This window comes from Pseudomonas sp. MC6 (assembly GCF_054790575.1).
Genome location: NZ_CP186504.1, coordinates 2,628,602 through 2,644,700 on the forward strand (window position 1 = coordinate 2,628,602; position 16,099 = coordinate 2,644,700).

Annotated in this window: 12 protein-coding genes; 11 read left to right on the forward strand and 1 reads right to left on the reverse strand. The window is 57.7% G+C overall.

Going from position 1 to position 16,099, the window contains the following annotated elements; translation table 11 throughout:
• Positions 1–24 precede the first annotated feature (24 nt).
• The 10 genes from ACOYXE_RS11780 to ACOYXE_RS11825 all read left to right on the forward strand — a co-directional run bounded on the left by ACOYXE_RS11780 (position 25) and on the right by ACOYXE_RS11825 (position 14,304).
• The gene (locus ACOYXE_RS11780; protein WP_460929334.1) at positions 25–1,479 is read left to right on the forward strand and encodes a flavin-containing monooxygenase; all 1,455 of its coding nucleotides are present in this window, start codon (positions 25–27) and stop codon (positions 1,477–1,479) included.
• Positions 1,480–1,500: 21 nt separating this feature from the next.
• A complete protein-coding gene (locus ACOYXE_RS11785; RefSeq protein ID WP_160057271.1) occupies positions 1,501–2,427 on the forward strand; it encodes an alpha/beta fold hydrolase in 927 nt (308 codons plus the stop codon).
• Positions 2,428–2,559: 132 nt separating this feature from the next.
• Positions 2,560–4,059, forward strand: a complete 1,500-nt coding sequence (gene glcD / locus ACOYXE_RS11790) for a glycolate oxidase subunit GlcD (RefSeq protein WP_460929337.1) — start codon at positions 2,560–2,562, stop codon at positions 4,057–4,059.
• The gene (glcE, locus tag ACOYXE_RS11795) at positions 4,059–5,108 is read left to right on the forward strand and encodes a glycolate oxidase subunit GlcE (RefSeq protein ID WP_405124150.1); all 1,050 of its coding nucleotides are present in this window, start codon (positions 4,059–4,061) and stop codon (positions 5,106–5,108) included. The genes glcD and glcE overlap by 1 nt, the downstream gene beginning before the upstream one ends.
• A 2-nt stretch (positions 5,109–5,110) precedes the next feature.
• Positions 5,111–6,331 (forward strand): glycolate oxidase subunit GlcF, encoded by a 1,221-nt coding sequence (glcF, locus tag ACOYXE_RS11800; protein WP_460929339.1) that lies wholly within the window; start codon positions 5,111–5,113, stop codon positions 6,329–6,331.
• Positions 6,332–6,419: 88 nt separating this feature from the next.
• A complete protein-coding gene (gene hglS / locus ACOYXE_RS11805) occupies positions 6,420–7,799 on the forward strand; it encodes a 2-oxoadipate dioxygenase/decarboxylase HglS (protein WP_460929341.1) in 1,380 nt (459 codons plus the stop codon).
• Positions 7,800–8,229: 430 nt separating this feature from the next.
• The gene (locus ACOYXE_RS11810; protein ID WP_007919523.1) at positions 8,230–8,745 is read left to right on the forward strand and encodes an Hcp family type VI secretion system effector; all 516 of its coding nucleotides are present in this window, start codon (positions 8,230–8,232) and stop codon (positions 8,743–8,745) included.
• Positions 8,746–8,875: 130 nt separating this feature from the next.
• Positions 8,876–10,951 (forward strand): type VI secretion system Vgr family protein, encoded by a 2,076-nt coding sequence (locus ACOYXE_RS11815; RefSeq protein ID WP_460929344.1) that lies wholly within the window; start codon positions 8,876–8,878, stop codon positions 10,949–10,951.
• Entirely contained in the window at positions 10,948–11,781 is an 834-nt protein-coding gene (locus ACOYXE_RS11820; RefSeq protein WP_460929346.1) for a DUF4123 domain-containing protein, read from the forward strand. Before ACOYXE_RS11815 ends, ACOYXE_RS11820 begins: the two co-directional genes overlap by 4 nt.
• 18 nt (positions 11,782–11,799) lie before the next feature.
• Positions 11,800–14,304, forward strand: coding sequence for a LysM peptidoglycan-binding domain-containing protein (locus tag ACOYXE_RS11825; protein WP_460929348.1), 2,505 nt, complete (start codon positions 11,800–11,802; stop codon positions 14,302–14,304).
• Positions 14,305–14,382: 78 nt separating this feature from the next.
• Here the strand turns inward: ACOYXE_RS11825 and ACOYXE_RS11830 are convergent, their stop codons facing one another.
• The gene (locus tag ACOYXE_RS11830; RefSeq protein ID WP_460127930.1) at positions 14,383–15,459 is read right to left on the reverse strand and encodes a formylglycine-generating enzyme family protein; all 1,077 of its coding nucleotides are present in this window, start codon (positions 15,457–15,459) and stop codon (positions 14,383–14,385) included.
• A 237-nt stretch (positions 15,460–15,696) separates the two neighbouring features.
• On the opposite strand from ACOYXE_RS11830, the gene ACOYXE_RS11835 reads away from it, so the two are divergent.
• The gene (locus ACOYXE_RS11835) at positions 15,697–15,918 is read left to right on the forward strand and encodes a hypothetical protein (protein ID WP_460929350.1); all 222 of its coding nucleotides are present in this window, start codon (positions 15,697–15,699) and stop codon (positions 15,916–15,918) included.
• The last annotated feature ends 181 nt before the right edge of the window (positions 15,919–16,099 follow it).

Here is a 16,099-nt window from a genome sequence, read left to right on the forward strand (position 1 = left end):
AAAACAACTATAAGAAGGAGGCCCATGCACACCTATCACGTGTTGATCATTGGCAGCGGTTTTGGCGGTCAATGTGCTGCGGTCAACCTGCTCAAGGCCGGGATCGACGATTTTCGCCTGCTGGAGCGACGGGACTTCTTTGGCGGCACCTGGTGCCAGAACACCTATCCCGGCGCGGCGGTGGACGTGCCGTCGCCGCTGTATTCGCTGTCGTTCGCGCCGTACCGCTGGTCGCAGATGTTCGCCGGACAGGCCGAACTGCAGCACTACACCGAGCATGTGATCGAGCAGTTCGATTTGCGCAAATGCGTGGAGCTGCAAGCCAATGTCGAGCGCGTCGAATGGGACGATACGGAAAAACGCTGGGCCGTGCATACCGCCAGCAAAGGCACCTTTTATGCGCAGTTCCTGATCAATGCCACCGGGCCGCTGAGCCAACCGGTCATCCCGCACTTTCCCGGCCGGGATCGCTTTCAAGGCAAGACGTTTCATACAAACAACTGGGATCACAGCTACGACTATCGCGGTAAACGTGTGGCGATTGTCGGCAGCGGCGCCAGTGCCGTGCAGGTGATTCCGGCGATTGCGCCGCAAGTCGAGCAACTGCACGTGTTCCAACGCACGCCGCATTGGGTGCTGCCCCGCGCTGATCGCCAGTTCGGGCCGCTGCAACGCTGGCTGCTCGGTCTGAAACCGGCCTACAAGCTGTTGCGCTGGCTGATTTACTGGCAATTCGAAACCCGGGTCATCGCGTTCAAATACTCAAAAGCGGCGATCCACATGGTGCAGCAGCACGCCCTGCGCTTTCTAAAACGCCAGGTGCCGGACCCGGTATTGCGAGAAAAACTCACCCCGGACTTCACCATTGGCTGCAAACGGGTGCTGGTTTCCAGCACCTATTACCCGGCGCTGAGTCGCGCCAACGTCACCTTGCATACCCGCGAGCAAGGCATCGCTTCCATCGACGAAACCGGCATCAACACTCAGGACGGTCAGCACATCGATGTTGATCTGATCGTCTGGTCGACCGGTTACGCCGCCACCGACGGGGTGATTTCCTACCCGGTCAGCGGAAAAAACGCCGTACAACTCAGAGAGGTCTGGGCGCAATACCCGCGCGCCTATCTGGGCACCAGCCTGCCGGACTTTCCCAACTTGTTTATCGTCACCGGGCCCAACACCGGCATTGGGCACACCTCGGCGCTGTTCATCATCGAGTCGCAGATGAACTACATCCTCGACTGCATTCGCACCGTGCAGGCCAAAGGTCTGCGCAGCATCGAAGTGCGCCGTGATGCGGAACGTACCTACACTGAGATGATTCATCGGGAGATGGAGCGCACGGTCTGGAAGTCCGGCGGCTGCCACAGTTGGTATCAAAGCAAGAGCGGTCATGTGATCGCGATGTTTCCCGGCTTCAGTTTCAGCTATCACCGCTTGACCCGAGCGCTGAAACCGGCCGACCACATTCTGTCCTGAACACGTAAAAGGAAGACGTCGATGCTTTTGCTGTTTGTCGCCCTCGCGGTTTTCGTGGCCTGGAGCTGGTTGAGTTATCCGGCGGTCGGTCATTGGCTGTACGACCTGAACATGGCCATCGAGGCCAAGTTGTACAAATTGCACAAGATCGAAGTGCCGATCGCCGAGATGACCGTCTCGACCTGGCAGGGCGGGCCGTACGAAGCGGCCAGCGCGATTCTGATGCTGCATGGCTACAGCGGCGAGAAGAACCTGTGGCTGCGCTTTTCCCGGCACTTTGTGCGCCAGTATCGGGTGATCATCCCGGACCTCGCCGGCCATGGTGAAACCGGCTTCAAGGCGGGCGGCGGTTATGACATTCCGCTGCAAGCCAAACGCATGATCCAGTTGCTCGACGTCTGCGGCGTGGAGAAAGTCCATGTGATCGGCAACTCGATGGGCGGCTACATCGCCGCGTGGCTGGCGGCGACTTATCCGGACCGCATCGCTTCGATGGCATTGATCGACCCGGCGGGCGTCACCGCGCCCGAGGTCAGCGACATGGAGCGGCATCTGGCGCGCGGGCATAACCCGTTTCTGATCAACTCCCGGGAAGAATTTCGCCAGTTTTACGCGATGACCATGGAGTCGCCACCGTGGGTGCCGAACCTGGTGCTGGACGCCATCGCCCAGCGCTACGAGCAACAACGCGATGAACTGGAAGAGATCTTCCGCGATTTTCGCGCCAGCCCGCCGATGGAGCCGAAACTGCCCGACATCAAGTGCCCGGCGCTGTTGCTCTGGGGGCGCAAGGATCGGCTGATCGATGTCAGCAGCGTGCCGGTGTGGAGCAAGGGCATCGCCAATTTGCGCGTGGATGTCTGGGATCATGTCGGGCACATGCCGATGGTTGAACAGCCGGGGAATACTGCACGCCTGTATCGTGAATTCCTCGGAAGCCAGAAATGACACTCAACACATCCTGTGTAGGAGCTGCCGAAGGCTGCGATCTTTTGATTCTGCTTGTAAAAAACAAGATCAAAAGATCGCAGCCTCGTTTCACTCGACAGCTCCTACAAGCTGACGAGGTCTGAGGTGTAGATGAACATTCTTTATGACGAACGCCTCGACGGCCCGTTACCGAAGGTGAACAAGGCCGAATTCCTCAAGGCATTGCAGCAAGCGCTGCCTGATCTGGATATTCTGTGGCGCGAGGAAGAACTCAAACCCTATGAATGCGACGGCCTCTCCGCCTACCGCACCACGCCGATGCTGGTCGCCCTGCCCCGACGACTTGAGCAAGTGCAAACCCTGCTCAAACTCTGCCATCAGAAGAACGTCCCGGTGGTTGCGCGTGGCGCCGGCACCGGCTTGTCCGGCGGCGCCTTGCCGCTGGAACAGGGCCTGCTGCTGGTGATGGCGCGCTTCAACAATATCCTGCACATCGACCCCGCCGCCCGCACCGCGCGGGTTCAACCGGGGGTGCGCAATCTGGCGATCTCTCAGGCAGCCGCGCCTTTCGGTCTGTATTACGCGCCGGATCCGTCCTCGCAAATCGCCTGCTCGATCGGCGGCAACGTCGCCGAAAACGCTGGCGGCGTGCATTGCCTCAAGTACGGATTGACCGTGCACAACCTGCTGAAAATCGAAGTGCTGACCATTGAAGGCGAACGCCTGACCCTGGGTTCGGACGCGCTCGACTCAGCGGGTTTCGATCTGCTCGCGTTGTTCACCGGTTCCGAAGGCCTGCTGGGGATCATCACCGAAGTCACGGTCAAGCTGCTGCCCAAACCGCAAGTCGCAAAAGTCCTGCTGGCCAGTTTCGACTCCGTGGAAAAGGCTGGCCGCGCGGTCGCCGAAATCATCGCGGCGGGGATCATTCCCGGCGGGCTGGAGATGATGGACAACCTCGCCATTCGCGCCGCTGAAGACTTTATCCACGCCGGTTACCCGGTCGATGCCGAGGCGATTCTGCTGTGCGAACTCGATGGCGTCGAAGCCGATGTCCACGACGATTGCCAACGGGTGCGCGACGTCATGACCGCGGCCGGCGCCACCGAAGTGCGTCAGGCCCGTGACGAAGCCGAGCGCGTGCGCTTCTGGGCCGGGCGCAAAAATGCTTTCCCGGCCATTGGCCGTTTGTCACCGGACTATTACTGCATGGACGGCACCATCCCGCGCCGCGAATTGCCCGGCGTCCTGCAAGGCATCGCCCGCCTCGGTGAAGAATACGGTTTGCGCGTGGCCAACGTGTTCCATGCCGGCGATGGCAACATGCACCCGCTGATTCTGTTCGACGCCAACCAACCCGGCGAACTGCATCGCGCCGAAGCCTTGGGCGGCAAGATCCTTGAACTGTGCGTGCAGGTCGGCGGCAGCATCACCGGCGAACACGGCGTCGGCCGCGAGAAAATCAACCAGATGTGCGCGCAGTTCAACAGCGACGAACTGAGCCTGTTCCATGCGGTAAAAGCCGCGTTCGACCCACAAGGCCTGCTCAACCCCGGCAAGAATATTCCGACCCTGCACCGCTGCGCCGAATTCGGCGCGATGCACATTCACGCCGGGCAATTGCCCTTCCCCGAACTGGAGCGTTTCTGATGGCCGATGTCGACGCCGCCAGCGCCCTGCTCGATCAGGTCAACGAGGCGCGGGCCAATGCCACGCCGCTGAAAATTCAGGGTGGCAACAGCAAAGCGTTTCTCGGCCGCGAGGTCGCCGGGGAAGTGCTCGACACCCGCGCCCACTGCGGCATCGTCCGTTATGAGCCTACCGAACTGGTGGTCACGGCGCGCGCCGGCACGCCTTTGTCCGAGCTGTTTGCAGCGCTGGATGCCGCCGGACAAATGCTGCCGTGCGAACCGCCGGCGTTCGGTGAAGGCGCGACAGTCGGCGGCATGATCGCCACCGGTTTGTCCGGGCCACGACGACCGTGGTCGGGCTCGGTGCGCGACTTCGTCCTTGGCACGCGGGTGATCACTGGCCTCGGTCAGCACCTGCGCTTCGGCGGCGAAGTGATGAAGAACGTCGCCGGTTATGACCTGTCGCGGTTGATGGCCGGCAGTTACGGCTGCCTCGGCGTGCTCACCGAAGTGTCGCTGAAAGTCCTGCCGAAACCACGCCAGTGTCTGAGCATTCGTCTCGATATGGACTGCTCGCGGGCACTGGCCAAGCTTGCCGAATGGGGTCAGCAACCGCTGCCGATCAGTGCCGCGTGTCACGATGGTCAGAGTCTGTATCTGCGGCTTGAAGGCGGCGAAGGTTCGGTGACGGCGGCGCATCAACGACTCGGTGGTGAGCCGCTGGATTCAGGGTTCTGGCGAGATCTGAATGAGCAGCGTCTAGCCTTTTTCAACGAAGGTCTGCCGCTGTGGCGCTTGTCGTTGCCGAACAATCTCGGGCCACTGGATCTGCCCGGCGAGCAACTGATCGACTGGGCCGGGGCACAACGCTGGCTGAAATCCGACGTTGAGCACATTCATATTCTCGCTCAGGAACTCGGCGGCCATGCCACCTGCTTCACCCACGGCGCCAGCTCTTCGCCATTCCAGCCGCTAGCCTGGACACTGCTGCGCTATCACCGACAACTCAAAGCGCAACTCGACCCGCAAGGGCTGTTCAACCCCGGGCGCATGTACGCGGAGTTCTAGCCATGCAAACCACCCTCAGCGAACAATCGCGACAACTGCCCCGCGCCGCCGAGGCGGAAAAGATTCTGCGCACCTGCGTGCATTGCGGCTTTTGCAACGCGACCTGCCCGACCTATCAATTGCTCGGTGATGAACTCGATGGCCCGCGCGGGCGCATCTACCTGATCAAACAAGTGCTCGAAGGCGCGCCCGCGACGGCGCAGACGCAACTGCACCTGGACCGCTGCCTGTCATGCCGCAACTGTGAAACCACCTGCCCGTCCGGTGTCGACTATCACAACCTGCTCGACATTGGCCGCGCGGTGGTCGATCACGCGGTGCCGCGTCCGGCGGCGCAACGCCTGTTGCGTGAGAGCTTGCGCGCATTGGCGCCGAATCAGGGGTTGTTCAAAGGCTTGCTGCGGGTGGGCACGACTTTTCGGCCGTTGTTGCCGCGTTTGCTTGAAAGCAAACTTCCGCAGCACTTGCCGGTTAACGGCTCGCGCCCTGCCCCTCGGCATGCCCGTCGCGTGTTGTTGCTTGAAGGCTGCGTGCAACCGGGGTTGTCGCCAAACACCAATGACGCCACGGCGCGGGTGCTGGATCGCTTGGGCATCAGCGTCACCCCGGTGGCCGAGGCCGGGTGTTGCGGCGCGTTGGACTATCACCTCGACGCACAGGCCAAAGGCCTCGACCGCGCGCGGCAGAACATCGATGCCTGGTGGCCGCACCTGCAAAACGGCGCCGAAGCGATTGTGCAGACCGCCAGCGGTTGCGGCGCATTCATCAAGGATTACGGGCATTTGCTGGCAGACGATCCGCTGTATGCAGCCAAGGCACGGGAAATCAGCGAGCGGACGCTGGATCTGGTGCAGATACTTGCGCAGGAACCGCTCGAACAGATCTGCGCCGCCACTGAACGGCGGATTGCCGTGCATTGCCCCTGCACTTTGCAGCACGCGTTGAAATTGGGCGGCGCGGTGGAAGCCGTGCTGACACGCCTGGGTTTCAATCTTACCGCCGTGCCCGACGGCCATTTGTGCTGCGGCTCGGCGGGCACCTATTCGCTGACGCAACCGGTGCTGGCCCGGCAATTGCGCGACCACCGCCTCAATGCGCTGGAGAGCGGCCGACCTGAGCTGATCGTCACCTCCAACGTCGGCTGCCAGAGCCATCTGGCCAGTGCCGGACGCACGCGGGTGATGCACTGGATCGAACTGGTGGATCAGTCGTTGGCAGAATGAAGTTCGTAGGATTCTTCGTTTGCCCGCGTGCGAGAAGGCTGCGATCTTTTCTCTAATCCATTCCGTGACCGTGGCAGGAATTTTTTTCATGACCGTGCAGCCGTTCGTCAGCCCCGAGCTGATCCGCCAACGCTTCTCCAAAGCGATGTCCGACATGTACCGCGAAGAAGTGCCGCTGTACGGCGCGCTGATGCAATTGGTCGAGCAAACCAACCGCGAGGTGCTTGCCGATCAGCCGGACATCGCCCGGCAGCTCGACAGCACCGGTGAAATCCAACGGCTGGACATGGAGCGCCATGGCGCCATTCGCGTCGGCACCGCGACGGAACTGGCCACCCTCGCCCGCCTGTTTGCGGTGATGGGCATGCAGCCTGTGGGCTATTACGACCTGACCCCGGCGGGCGTGCCGGTGCACTCCACTGCGTTTCGCGCGGTGCATGAAGAGGCGCTGCAAGTCAGCCCGTTTCGGGTGTTTACGTCGCTGTTGCGCCTCGAGTTGATTGAGGATGCACAACTGCGTGCCTTTGCCGAATCAGTGCTGGCCAAGCGTTCGATCTTTACCTCGGAGGCGTTGCGCTTGATCGCGCAAGCTGAAAACGCAGGTGGACTGAATGAAAGCGAGGCCGAGGCATTCGTACTGCAGGCACTGGAAACCTTTCGTTGGCATCACAGCGCCACGGTTACCGCTACGCAATATCAGACGTTGAGCGCGCAACATCGCTTGATCGCCGACGTGGTCGCATTCAAAGGCCCACACATCAATCACCTGACGCCGCGCACGCTGGACATCGACCGCGTCCAGGAACAGATGCCGGCCCATGGCATCACCCCGAAAGCCGTGATCGAAGGACCGCCGCGCCGGCAGTGCCCGATCCTCTTGCGCCAGACCAGTTTCAAGGCGCTGGACGAGCCGATTGCCTTCACCGATCAAAACCAGACCCGTGGCAGCCACAGCGCGCGTTTCGGCGAAATCGAACAGCGCGGCGCGGCGCTCACGCCCAAAGGTCGGGCGCTGTATGACCGCTTGCTGAATGCCGCACGCGATGAACTCGGCGACTTCCCCAACGAGGGCAATGCCGCACGCTACAACGCGCTGATGGCTCAGCACTTTGGCGAATTTCCTGACAGTGTCGAGGGCATGCGTGAACAAGAGCTGGCGTACTTTCGCTATTTCGCCACGGAAAAAGGGCAGGCTGCTGGAGGGCTTGGGCAGTCGTCTCTGGAGGACTTGTTGCGCGGTGGTTATGTGAAAGCGGAACCGTTGGTGTACGAAGACTTCCTGCCGGTGAGTGCGGCGGGGATTTTTCAGTCGAACCTTGGCGATGCGGCGCAGGCGCATTATGGCGAGCATTCCAATCGGCAGGCTTTTGAGCAGGCGTTGGGGCGCGCGACTATTGATGAGTTGGGGTTGTATGCCGCGACGCAGCAGCGTTCGATCGATAATTGTCTGTCCACACTTTCCCGGTAACGGCCGAAAAGATCGCAGTCTTCGGCAGCTCCTACAGGAAAAATACATTCCAAATGTAGGAGCTGCCGAAGGCTGCGATCTTTTGATCTAAAAGTTTTAAGCAGCCGCTTCGACCAAATGATGGCGCGTGGCCATTGTGCGCAAGAAGTTGCGCACTTGTTTTGCAAAAAAGCCTGATAAAACCGCTGAGAGCCACGTCGCACAAGGCCTGCAGCCAAGTGCGCAAGAAGTTGCGCAGTACTGCGCAACTTCTTGCGCACTTTTGCCTTGAGCGAGCGCTTTATTTCGCACAAGCGCCTGAAAAATCAGACAAACACCCCGGCCCGCATGGTCGCCACAATTGTTGGCACGCTCCTTGATAACAGTCAGGCACCCACCGGGCGATTTCGCCTCCCGGGCACCTTAAATTATTCCGCAAGGAGAGCACCCCATGGCAACACCAGCGTACATGTCGGTTACCGGCGAAAAACAAGGCCTGATCACTGCAGGCGCTTTCACCGCTGACTCCGTAGGCAACACCTACCAGGAAGGCCACGAAGACCAGGTTATGGTTCAGGCTTTCAGCCACGACGTGATCATCCCGCGTGACCCACAATCCGGTCAGCCAACCGGTCAGCGCGTTCACAAGCCAGTTGTGATCACCAAGGTCTACGACAAGGCTTCGCCTCTGCTGCAAGCTGCTCTGACCTCCGGCGAGCGCATGAGCGAAATCGTTATCCAGTGGTTCCGTACTTCTGCTCAAGGCACCCAAGAGCACTACTACACCACCAAACTGGAAGACGCGATCATCGTCGCCATCAACAACAAAATGCACAACTGCCAGGATCCAGGCAACTCGCACTTCACCCACCTGGAAGAAGTGCAGTTCACCTACCGTAAAATCACCTGGACCCACGAAGTATCCGGTACTTCGGGTTCCGATGACTGGCGTGCTCCAGTCGTTTAATTACGGCTGATCGTTACAAGCATCGGCCAGCTCTGCTGGTCGATGTTGTTTTCGCCCTCCAGAATTTCGCGTAAGTTGAGCCGCTTTGCGGTCGTCGACGTACGCCGCTGTACAGCACGAGGAACAAGGGATGTTCGCGCCGGCCAATGAAACCCACTTTGCCCTGACCATCGAAGGCCTTTCCGCCGATTTCCAGGTGTTTACCCTCACCGGTCGGGAAGCCATCAGCCAGCCTTTTGTGTTCGAGGTGGAGCTGGTCAGTGAGCAGCCGTCGCTGGACCTCGAAACCCTGTTGCACAAACCGGCCTTCCTGCAACTGTCGCCCGACGGCAGCGGCATCCACGGCCAGATCTACCGCGCCGCGCAAGGCGACTCGGGCAAACGCCTGACCCGTTACTCGGTGACCCTGCGCCCGCAACTGTCGTACCTGGCACACCGCATCAACCAGCGCATCTTCCAGAACCTCAGCGTGCCGAAAATCATCGGCATGGTCCTCGAAGAGCACGGCATCCAAAGCAACGCCTACGAATTCAAGACCGGTTCGATTTATCCCGAGCGCATCTACTGCGTGCAATACGATGAGTCGGACCTGCATTTCATCCAGCGCCTGTGCGAAGAAGAAGGTATCCACTACCACTTCGAGCACACGGCAACGGCGCACAAACTGCTGTTCGGCGATGACCAGACGGTGTTCCCGAAACTCAAGCCTGTGGCCTATCAGCAAGACTCCGGCATGGTCGCCAGCGACCCGGTGATCAAGCGTTTCGACCTGCGCCTGGAAACCCGCACCAGCCGCACCACCCGCCGCGATTACGACTTCGAGAAACCGCGCCTCACCCTCGAAAGCGAAAACCGCGGCGACGCCCTGCCCGACCTCGAAGACTACGATTACCCAGGTCGTTTCATCGACCGCGAGCGCGGCAAACACCTGGCCAAACGCGCCCTCGAACGTCATCGCAGTGATTTCAAGCTGGCTGAAGGCAAGAGCGATCAACCGTTGCTGGTCAGCGGCCACTTCCTCGCCCTGACCGCGCACCCGAAAGCCAAATGGAATGACCTCTGGCTGCTCACCGAAGTCCACCACGAAGGCAAGCAGCCGCAGGTCCTCGAAGAGTCGGTGACCAGCGACACCACCGCACTCAAAGACGATTTCCACCAGGGCTACCGCAACCGCTTCCAGGCCACCCCGTGGGACGTGCCGAACCGCCCGCCCCTGCGCCACCCGAAACCGCGCATCCTCGGCAGCCAGAGCGCTGTGGTCACCGGCCCGAAAGGTGAAGAGATCCACTGCGACGAATACGGCCGCGTCAAAGTCCAGTTCCACTGGGACCGCGAAGGCGAAGCCGACGACAAAACCAGCTGCTGGCTGCGCGTCTCCAGCGCCTGGGCCGGCGCCCAATACGGCGGCATCGCCATCCCACGCATCGGCATGGAAGTGCTGGTCACCTTCCTTGAAGGCGACCCCGATCAACCGCTGATCAGCGGCTGCCTGTACCACAAGGAAAACACCGTCCCCTATCCACTGCCGGCGAACAAAACCCGCAGCACCTTCAAGACCCTCAGCTCCATGGGCGGTGGCGGCTACAACGAACTGCGCATCGAAGACAAAAAAGGTCAGGAACAGATCTACCTGCACGCCCAGCGCGACTGGGACGAAAACATCGAGCACGACCAGAAAATCCGCGTCGGCAACGAACGCCACGACACCGTCGAACAGAACAGCTACAGCGAGTTCAAGGCCGAAGAACACCACACCGTCTACGCCGACCGCAAAGTCGAAACCCGCGCCAACGACCACCTGACCGTCGGCGTCAATCAGCACATCAAGATCGGCACCGGCCAGTACATCGATGCCGACCAGGAAATCCACCTCAGCAGCGGCATGAAAGTGGTGATGGAAGCAGGCGCAGAGCTGACCCTGATCGGCGGCGGCAGCTTCATCAAGATTGATGCTGGCGGCGTGACGATGAGCGGGCCGGTGATCAATATGAACTCCGGGGGTAGTCCGGGGAGTGGCACGGGGGCGGCGCCGTTGTTGCCGGGGCCGTTGAAGCAGGCGGATGCGGATAAAGCTGGGCAGGTCGTGAAACCCTCCCTCGGCTCCTTCAAGGTTCAGTCAAAAGCTGGCGTGTTGCTACCGACCCCGTCATGTCATCTGGATGCGACAGGTTGCTGCCCTATTCACCAACCGGGTGCGTCAGCATGATTGTCTCCATCGCGTCACCCTTCGAACAGTCTGCCGCATCCGGTGTTATGTGCCTGATTCTAGATCGCAGTTTTGATACGGATCTATTGAACCACCTGTTTCAAGATGAAGCATATTTCCGGCCCGAATGCATTCCACTGTTTACTAACACACCGTATGCCGACCTGCAGCCCGCGGGCCCCTATGTGGTCGTGTACCCGGAAAAACAATCAGCAGCGACCTATGCCAGTAAGTTACTGAAACAGTTCGACGCTGGATGTGTTGCTTGGTTAGAAAGTCCCTCCTTGCTGGATCAGGCTATTGAACACTGGCGCAGCCTGCTGACAGTGAGAACCGATGAAGACCCGCTGCAAATGATGCGTTTTTTTGATCCGCGCTGGATGGAGCCATTACTGCTTTCGCTCAGTGAACCTGAAAAAGCCCAGTTTTTCGGACCATTCAGCGGTCTCGCATGGAGAAACGAGATCGGCTGGCGGTATTACGCCAAGTCGCCCCAAAACCAGAAGAATGTGCCTCAGCCTCCCGCTTGGTTGTACCTGAGCCCAGAGCGTCAGGCGTTGATTGAGCAGAACCGGTTGAAGGTCATAGCGACCCGCTTTGCTACCGACTACCACGAAGTTTTACCCGCAGAAGGCAGCATCGAGTTCGTTTACCGCCAGTTACTGGCCGGAAGAGACCAGGGCTATGACCAAATGGCTGATCAAGAGCGATGGCTTCGTTTAGCCATCCAACGCGGGGACAGCTTCTGGGATAGCCCCCCCGCCGCCGAATTGCTAGCACATGAAGATATCGCACTGGGCGACAAGCTGATCCAACTGGAAAGTCTGTAATCACAAGGACGACGAGCAATGAGCAACACTTACACCGTTAAGAGCGGCGACACTCTTGGCAGCATTGCCGCCGCCAACAAATGCTCCGTGGCAGATCTGCGGGCACTGAACCCGATCATTACCGACCCCAACCACATCAAGACCGGTTGGGCGTTGAAGTTGCCTGCGGCCAAGAGCCTGCCACCGCCCAAGCACGCCGATAACCAGAGCACAACGGCCGTCAAAGGTGCCGTCGAGTGCAAGGACGAACTGGTCGATATCATCCATATCACCGGTGAAAAGCACTTCTACATACTGACGGAAAAAGAGTCGAACGCACTCAAGCAGCAGTCCGACCTCGTCAAAAAACTGATGGATGAGCTACATCAAAATCTCGCCAGCGCGACCGAAGCCAGCAAGTGCGCCAAACACAAAGATCCTCAGGCTTCTTGCTCCTGCACGAGTTGCGTTAAAGACAAGTGGAACGCCAAGGCAGAAGAAGCCGGCCTGTTACAGCGCTCCCCTCCCGTGGAGGCAAAACCGAAAACCGTCATCGAGCGCAAGGAAGATCTGCAGGGCCAACTGGCGACCGTGCAAAAGGCTCGCGATTGGTATAACCGTTACACGCCCCAGCCGGCCTTTGAAGGCAACTATCTGGAAACCAATTGGGAAGGCTTGCGAGACAAAAAGGTCGCCGAACTGAACGCCGAAATACAATCGCTGCGGACCCGGATCGCCGCGCAAGGCAAAGCCGAAGCTGGCGACAGCTCCACCAGTGCTAACGGGGCGGCCCCTGACATCAAACATGGGAAGGGCCAAGGCACTGATATTCAGAAGGGCAAACAGATAAAAACCGGTATCACTCCGGTCGAATACATTTCCTTCCGTGATCCGACCCGGCGCCACTACATCCCGGTTCGGGATCGGGAGCGGTTCACATGGAGTGTCAAGGTCCCTACCACAGTGATGCAAGGCAAGCCTTTCGATAAGAATCTCGCGAAGAACCTGATAAAGGACATCAGAGCGGCCGTCTCCGACGCCCGCAAAACCAGCCCTCTCGGCAGCCTGGAAGCCAAACTCACCTCGTGGACGAGCAAAGAGGACAATTTACTCAACGCACTCCACAAAGAGTGCTCCTGGACCTCCAATGAGGCTGACTCGGCGATATACGCAGTCTCCGCTGAGGCTCACGCCTTTCGCTTTGCCGCTACCGCCAGTGCCGGAATCAATAGTTGGGAACCAGGCAAGGGCAATGTCGAAATCGGCGTCAAAGGCAGTGCGGCGATCTCATTGGCCGAAGGCTCTGCAGCGATCAAGGGTTTTTTCCCCGATCAGGGTGGGTATGTGGTGCGCATGCCTTACCGCAATGCCGAGGGTAAGGAAGTCGTCAGCGATATCGGTGTCTTCCGACTCGAAGGCAAGGTGGAGTTGTCGTGTTTCGTTGGAGCAACGGCGCAAGGTCAGGCCGGTGTCAAAGCCCAATACAAACCAAAGGAAGCGGAAGCCTCCGGTGCGACCGCGTTTCTAAGCACCCCCGATATTGCAGTCGACAAACGACGCGGCGGCAGCTTGGGGGTGAAGGGTAATGCTTTCGCCGGAGTGCAAGGCGGCGGCACTTTGACAGGCACATTGAAGTGGCTTGATTCGACCAAACTAGGGGTAGGAAAAATCGTCGCAGGACAGGCAAACGATAGCGGCAGCACTGATTGGTCGAGCCTGGTTGAAATCAAGGCTGAAGGAAATGTGGCTCTGGGTATTGGGGCGGGTTTTGATTTTGGTATTGAGATCAGTGCAGACCGTTTGGCGATCAACTGCAAAGCCAGCCTGGTTTTTGGACCTGGAGCGGGTGGTGGTTTCGGTACTTCTGTGGACCTTGAGAAGATTGGTGATTTGATCTATGTGTTCTGTAATGCTCTATCTAAAGCAGACTTCCACTACCAGTTGGCGGTAACGAAAGACGCTTTCAATTATATGGCACAAGGGCTTTTCAGGATCACGACGCAGCCCGGACAAATCGCGCAAGAAGCGTTCTCGAAGGGAGCTGAAAACATGAGAGACTGGTGGGCCGATAGAGAAGGAACTAAGCAGGAAGCGCAAAAACTGGCGACATACTTGCTAAAAAACCAGTCAGTTATAGTTAACAAAAAGAGAATCCCACTCAGCAGCTTACCGCCAGAAACAATCGGCCCCATGGTGTATCTATTAACTGAAAGCTTTGTAGAAAGCTGGGCAGAAGAGCAAGAAAAAGCAGTCGTACTTTTATTATCCCATTTGCGCAGTTGGCGGCATTTCATTGAGGTCTTAGAACACTGCTCAAAAGATGGCAGCAAGGTCAATTCCATAAACAGTCTAAACCGTTTAAATATGCTTCTTGACGGGGCAGAGCAACAGCAATTCAATAGCTTTATTAAAACCTTAGCCGTAAACACTGATACATCGGCATTGGATTATGGAGCACTTGCGTGGAGCCCAGGCCCTTCATGGCGGAAAGAAAGAACACTTCTCGCAGCAAAACGCAGTGATCACTTCGAAGGCCTTGTTTAAGCAAAGGCGCCAAAGGCGCCTTAAAATATCTAAATAAAAACAGCCAGCTCTAAATACACAGAAAGACTTACCATCATCCTATAATTTTTGATCTGACTGGATAGAGCAACGAAAGCTTGTTCCGCCAGAGTATCGATCACTGGACGGATCTACTGCCCAACGACGAACAAGCGGCGCAGAAGATAATGGCGCCTCCAAAACGGTTGACCCGCGCCGAATTCGTTTGAGACCAGTGCTTGGGCCTTTGGGGTTTTCTAGAGGGGAGTTCTCATAGTAGTCTTTGCTGTACCAGTCATTTACCCAGTCAGTCGAATTTCCAGCAACGCCATAAATACCTAATGGGCTTGGAGCGAACCTACTAATCGGAAAATTATTCCCCTCATCATCAAGTGGAAAATTCTTCCCATAATCAAGACTTCCGCTATCAGTTGGAAAAAGTATATGCTGCCCTCTATTACGGGCCGCGTATTCCCACTGTGCTTCTGATGGCAAATCAACAGCGTACGCGCTTAATTCTCCAAGCCATTCACAGTAGTCTTTTGCCTGCTGCCAACTCTGAGTCGGAGCTGGCAAGTCCGGTTGGTAGCGAAACTTTAAATCCTCACGCTTACGTTTTTCAGCGTCAAAAAGAGGCAACCCTTTTGCAGTAAAAAACACATCAAATTCACCCAGCGAAACCTGGAACTTTGAGAGGTAGTATGAGGTGAGCGTGACAGGATGAACAAAATCATCATCACCATTACGACTGATATTACAAAGCTGCTCCGGCTCCTGCCCACAGGGCCAGGCACACACATCCTTTTCGTCGTATTCGCAAGCCCAGCCGAAGTCCCCCATATCAAACTGGCCGCCTTCGACGAACACCATATTGTCGATCGACTGCACAACCGTTTTGAGCACCTTGTCACGCATTTCGCTGGATAAGGCAGGATATTTCGTCTTGATCGTCGTCGCGATGGACGCCACCTTTTCAGGAGAGAGGCTTTTGCTGCTAGGTAGGGGACCGGATTCGGCCTCGCAGCCGACCAGGAACAGCATGGCTGGCAGGGCAAGTACAAACTGACGTAACACAGGCAATATCCTTATAGGGTGCGTCAAAGTGTAAACTTTACCATTCCCTACGATGACAACAAACTGCTGAAACGGGCTGGGCATGCTTACCGAAGCTCCCCCTTTGGCAGGCGGAGACTTTTGGTCGCCTCCTGAGGTGGCAAGCTCTATCGATGACTGCGTTTTGTCCTGCACATGCATGGCAAGCTCACCCAGCTCACCAGTGCCCCAACAGCATTCCGCAAGCACCGTGAAAAGACCACGCTTTCTCGAAATTAAGCGTCGCGTGCCTCCGAATAAACCCAAAATAACCGACACCGCCACTTTGTCGGAGAAGTAAAAGTGCTAACCGATGAACAAGCTCGCGTATTACTCAAAGAGCTGATCGAAGAATATCTCAAGGAAAACGACCCAGGTTACGACCATATGATCGAAGTCGTTGAGAATCCATCGCGGCAAATCCCGTTCAGAGGAATACTTGAAGGCATTCTACGTTACAACAAGGTTCAGCGCACCCAGCAAGAACTTGAACTGATGAATGACCTTTTGTACATGTATGAGTAAGTCAGCCCATCTTTGACAATCAAACTACGCGCAGATTACAAACATCCAGTTGTAGTAAGCACTCGAAAGCCGACGGAAGCCGTCGGGGAGGAAGCCGTCGGGGACAGACTACGTTTTCGTTCTTCTAGCATGGTCTACCCGAGAATTACTCTTTAATCGCTGCAAAAAGAAGCGACTTATA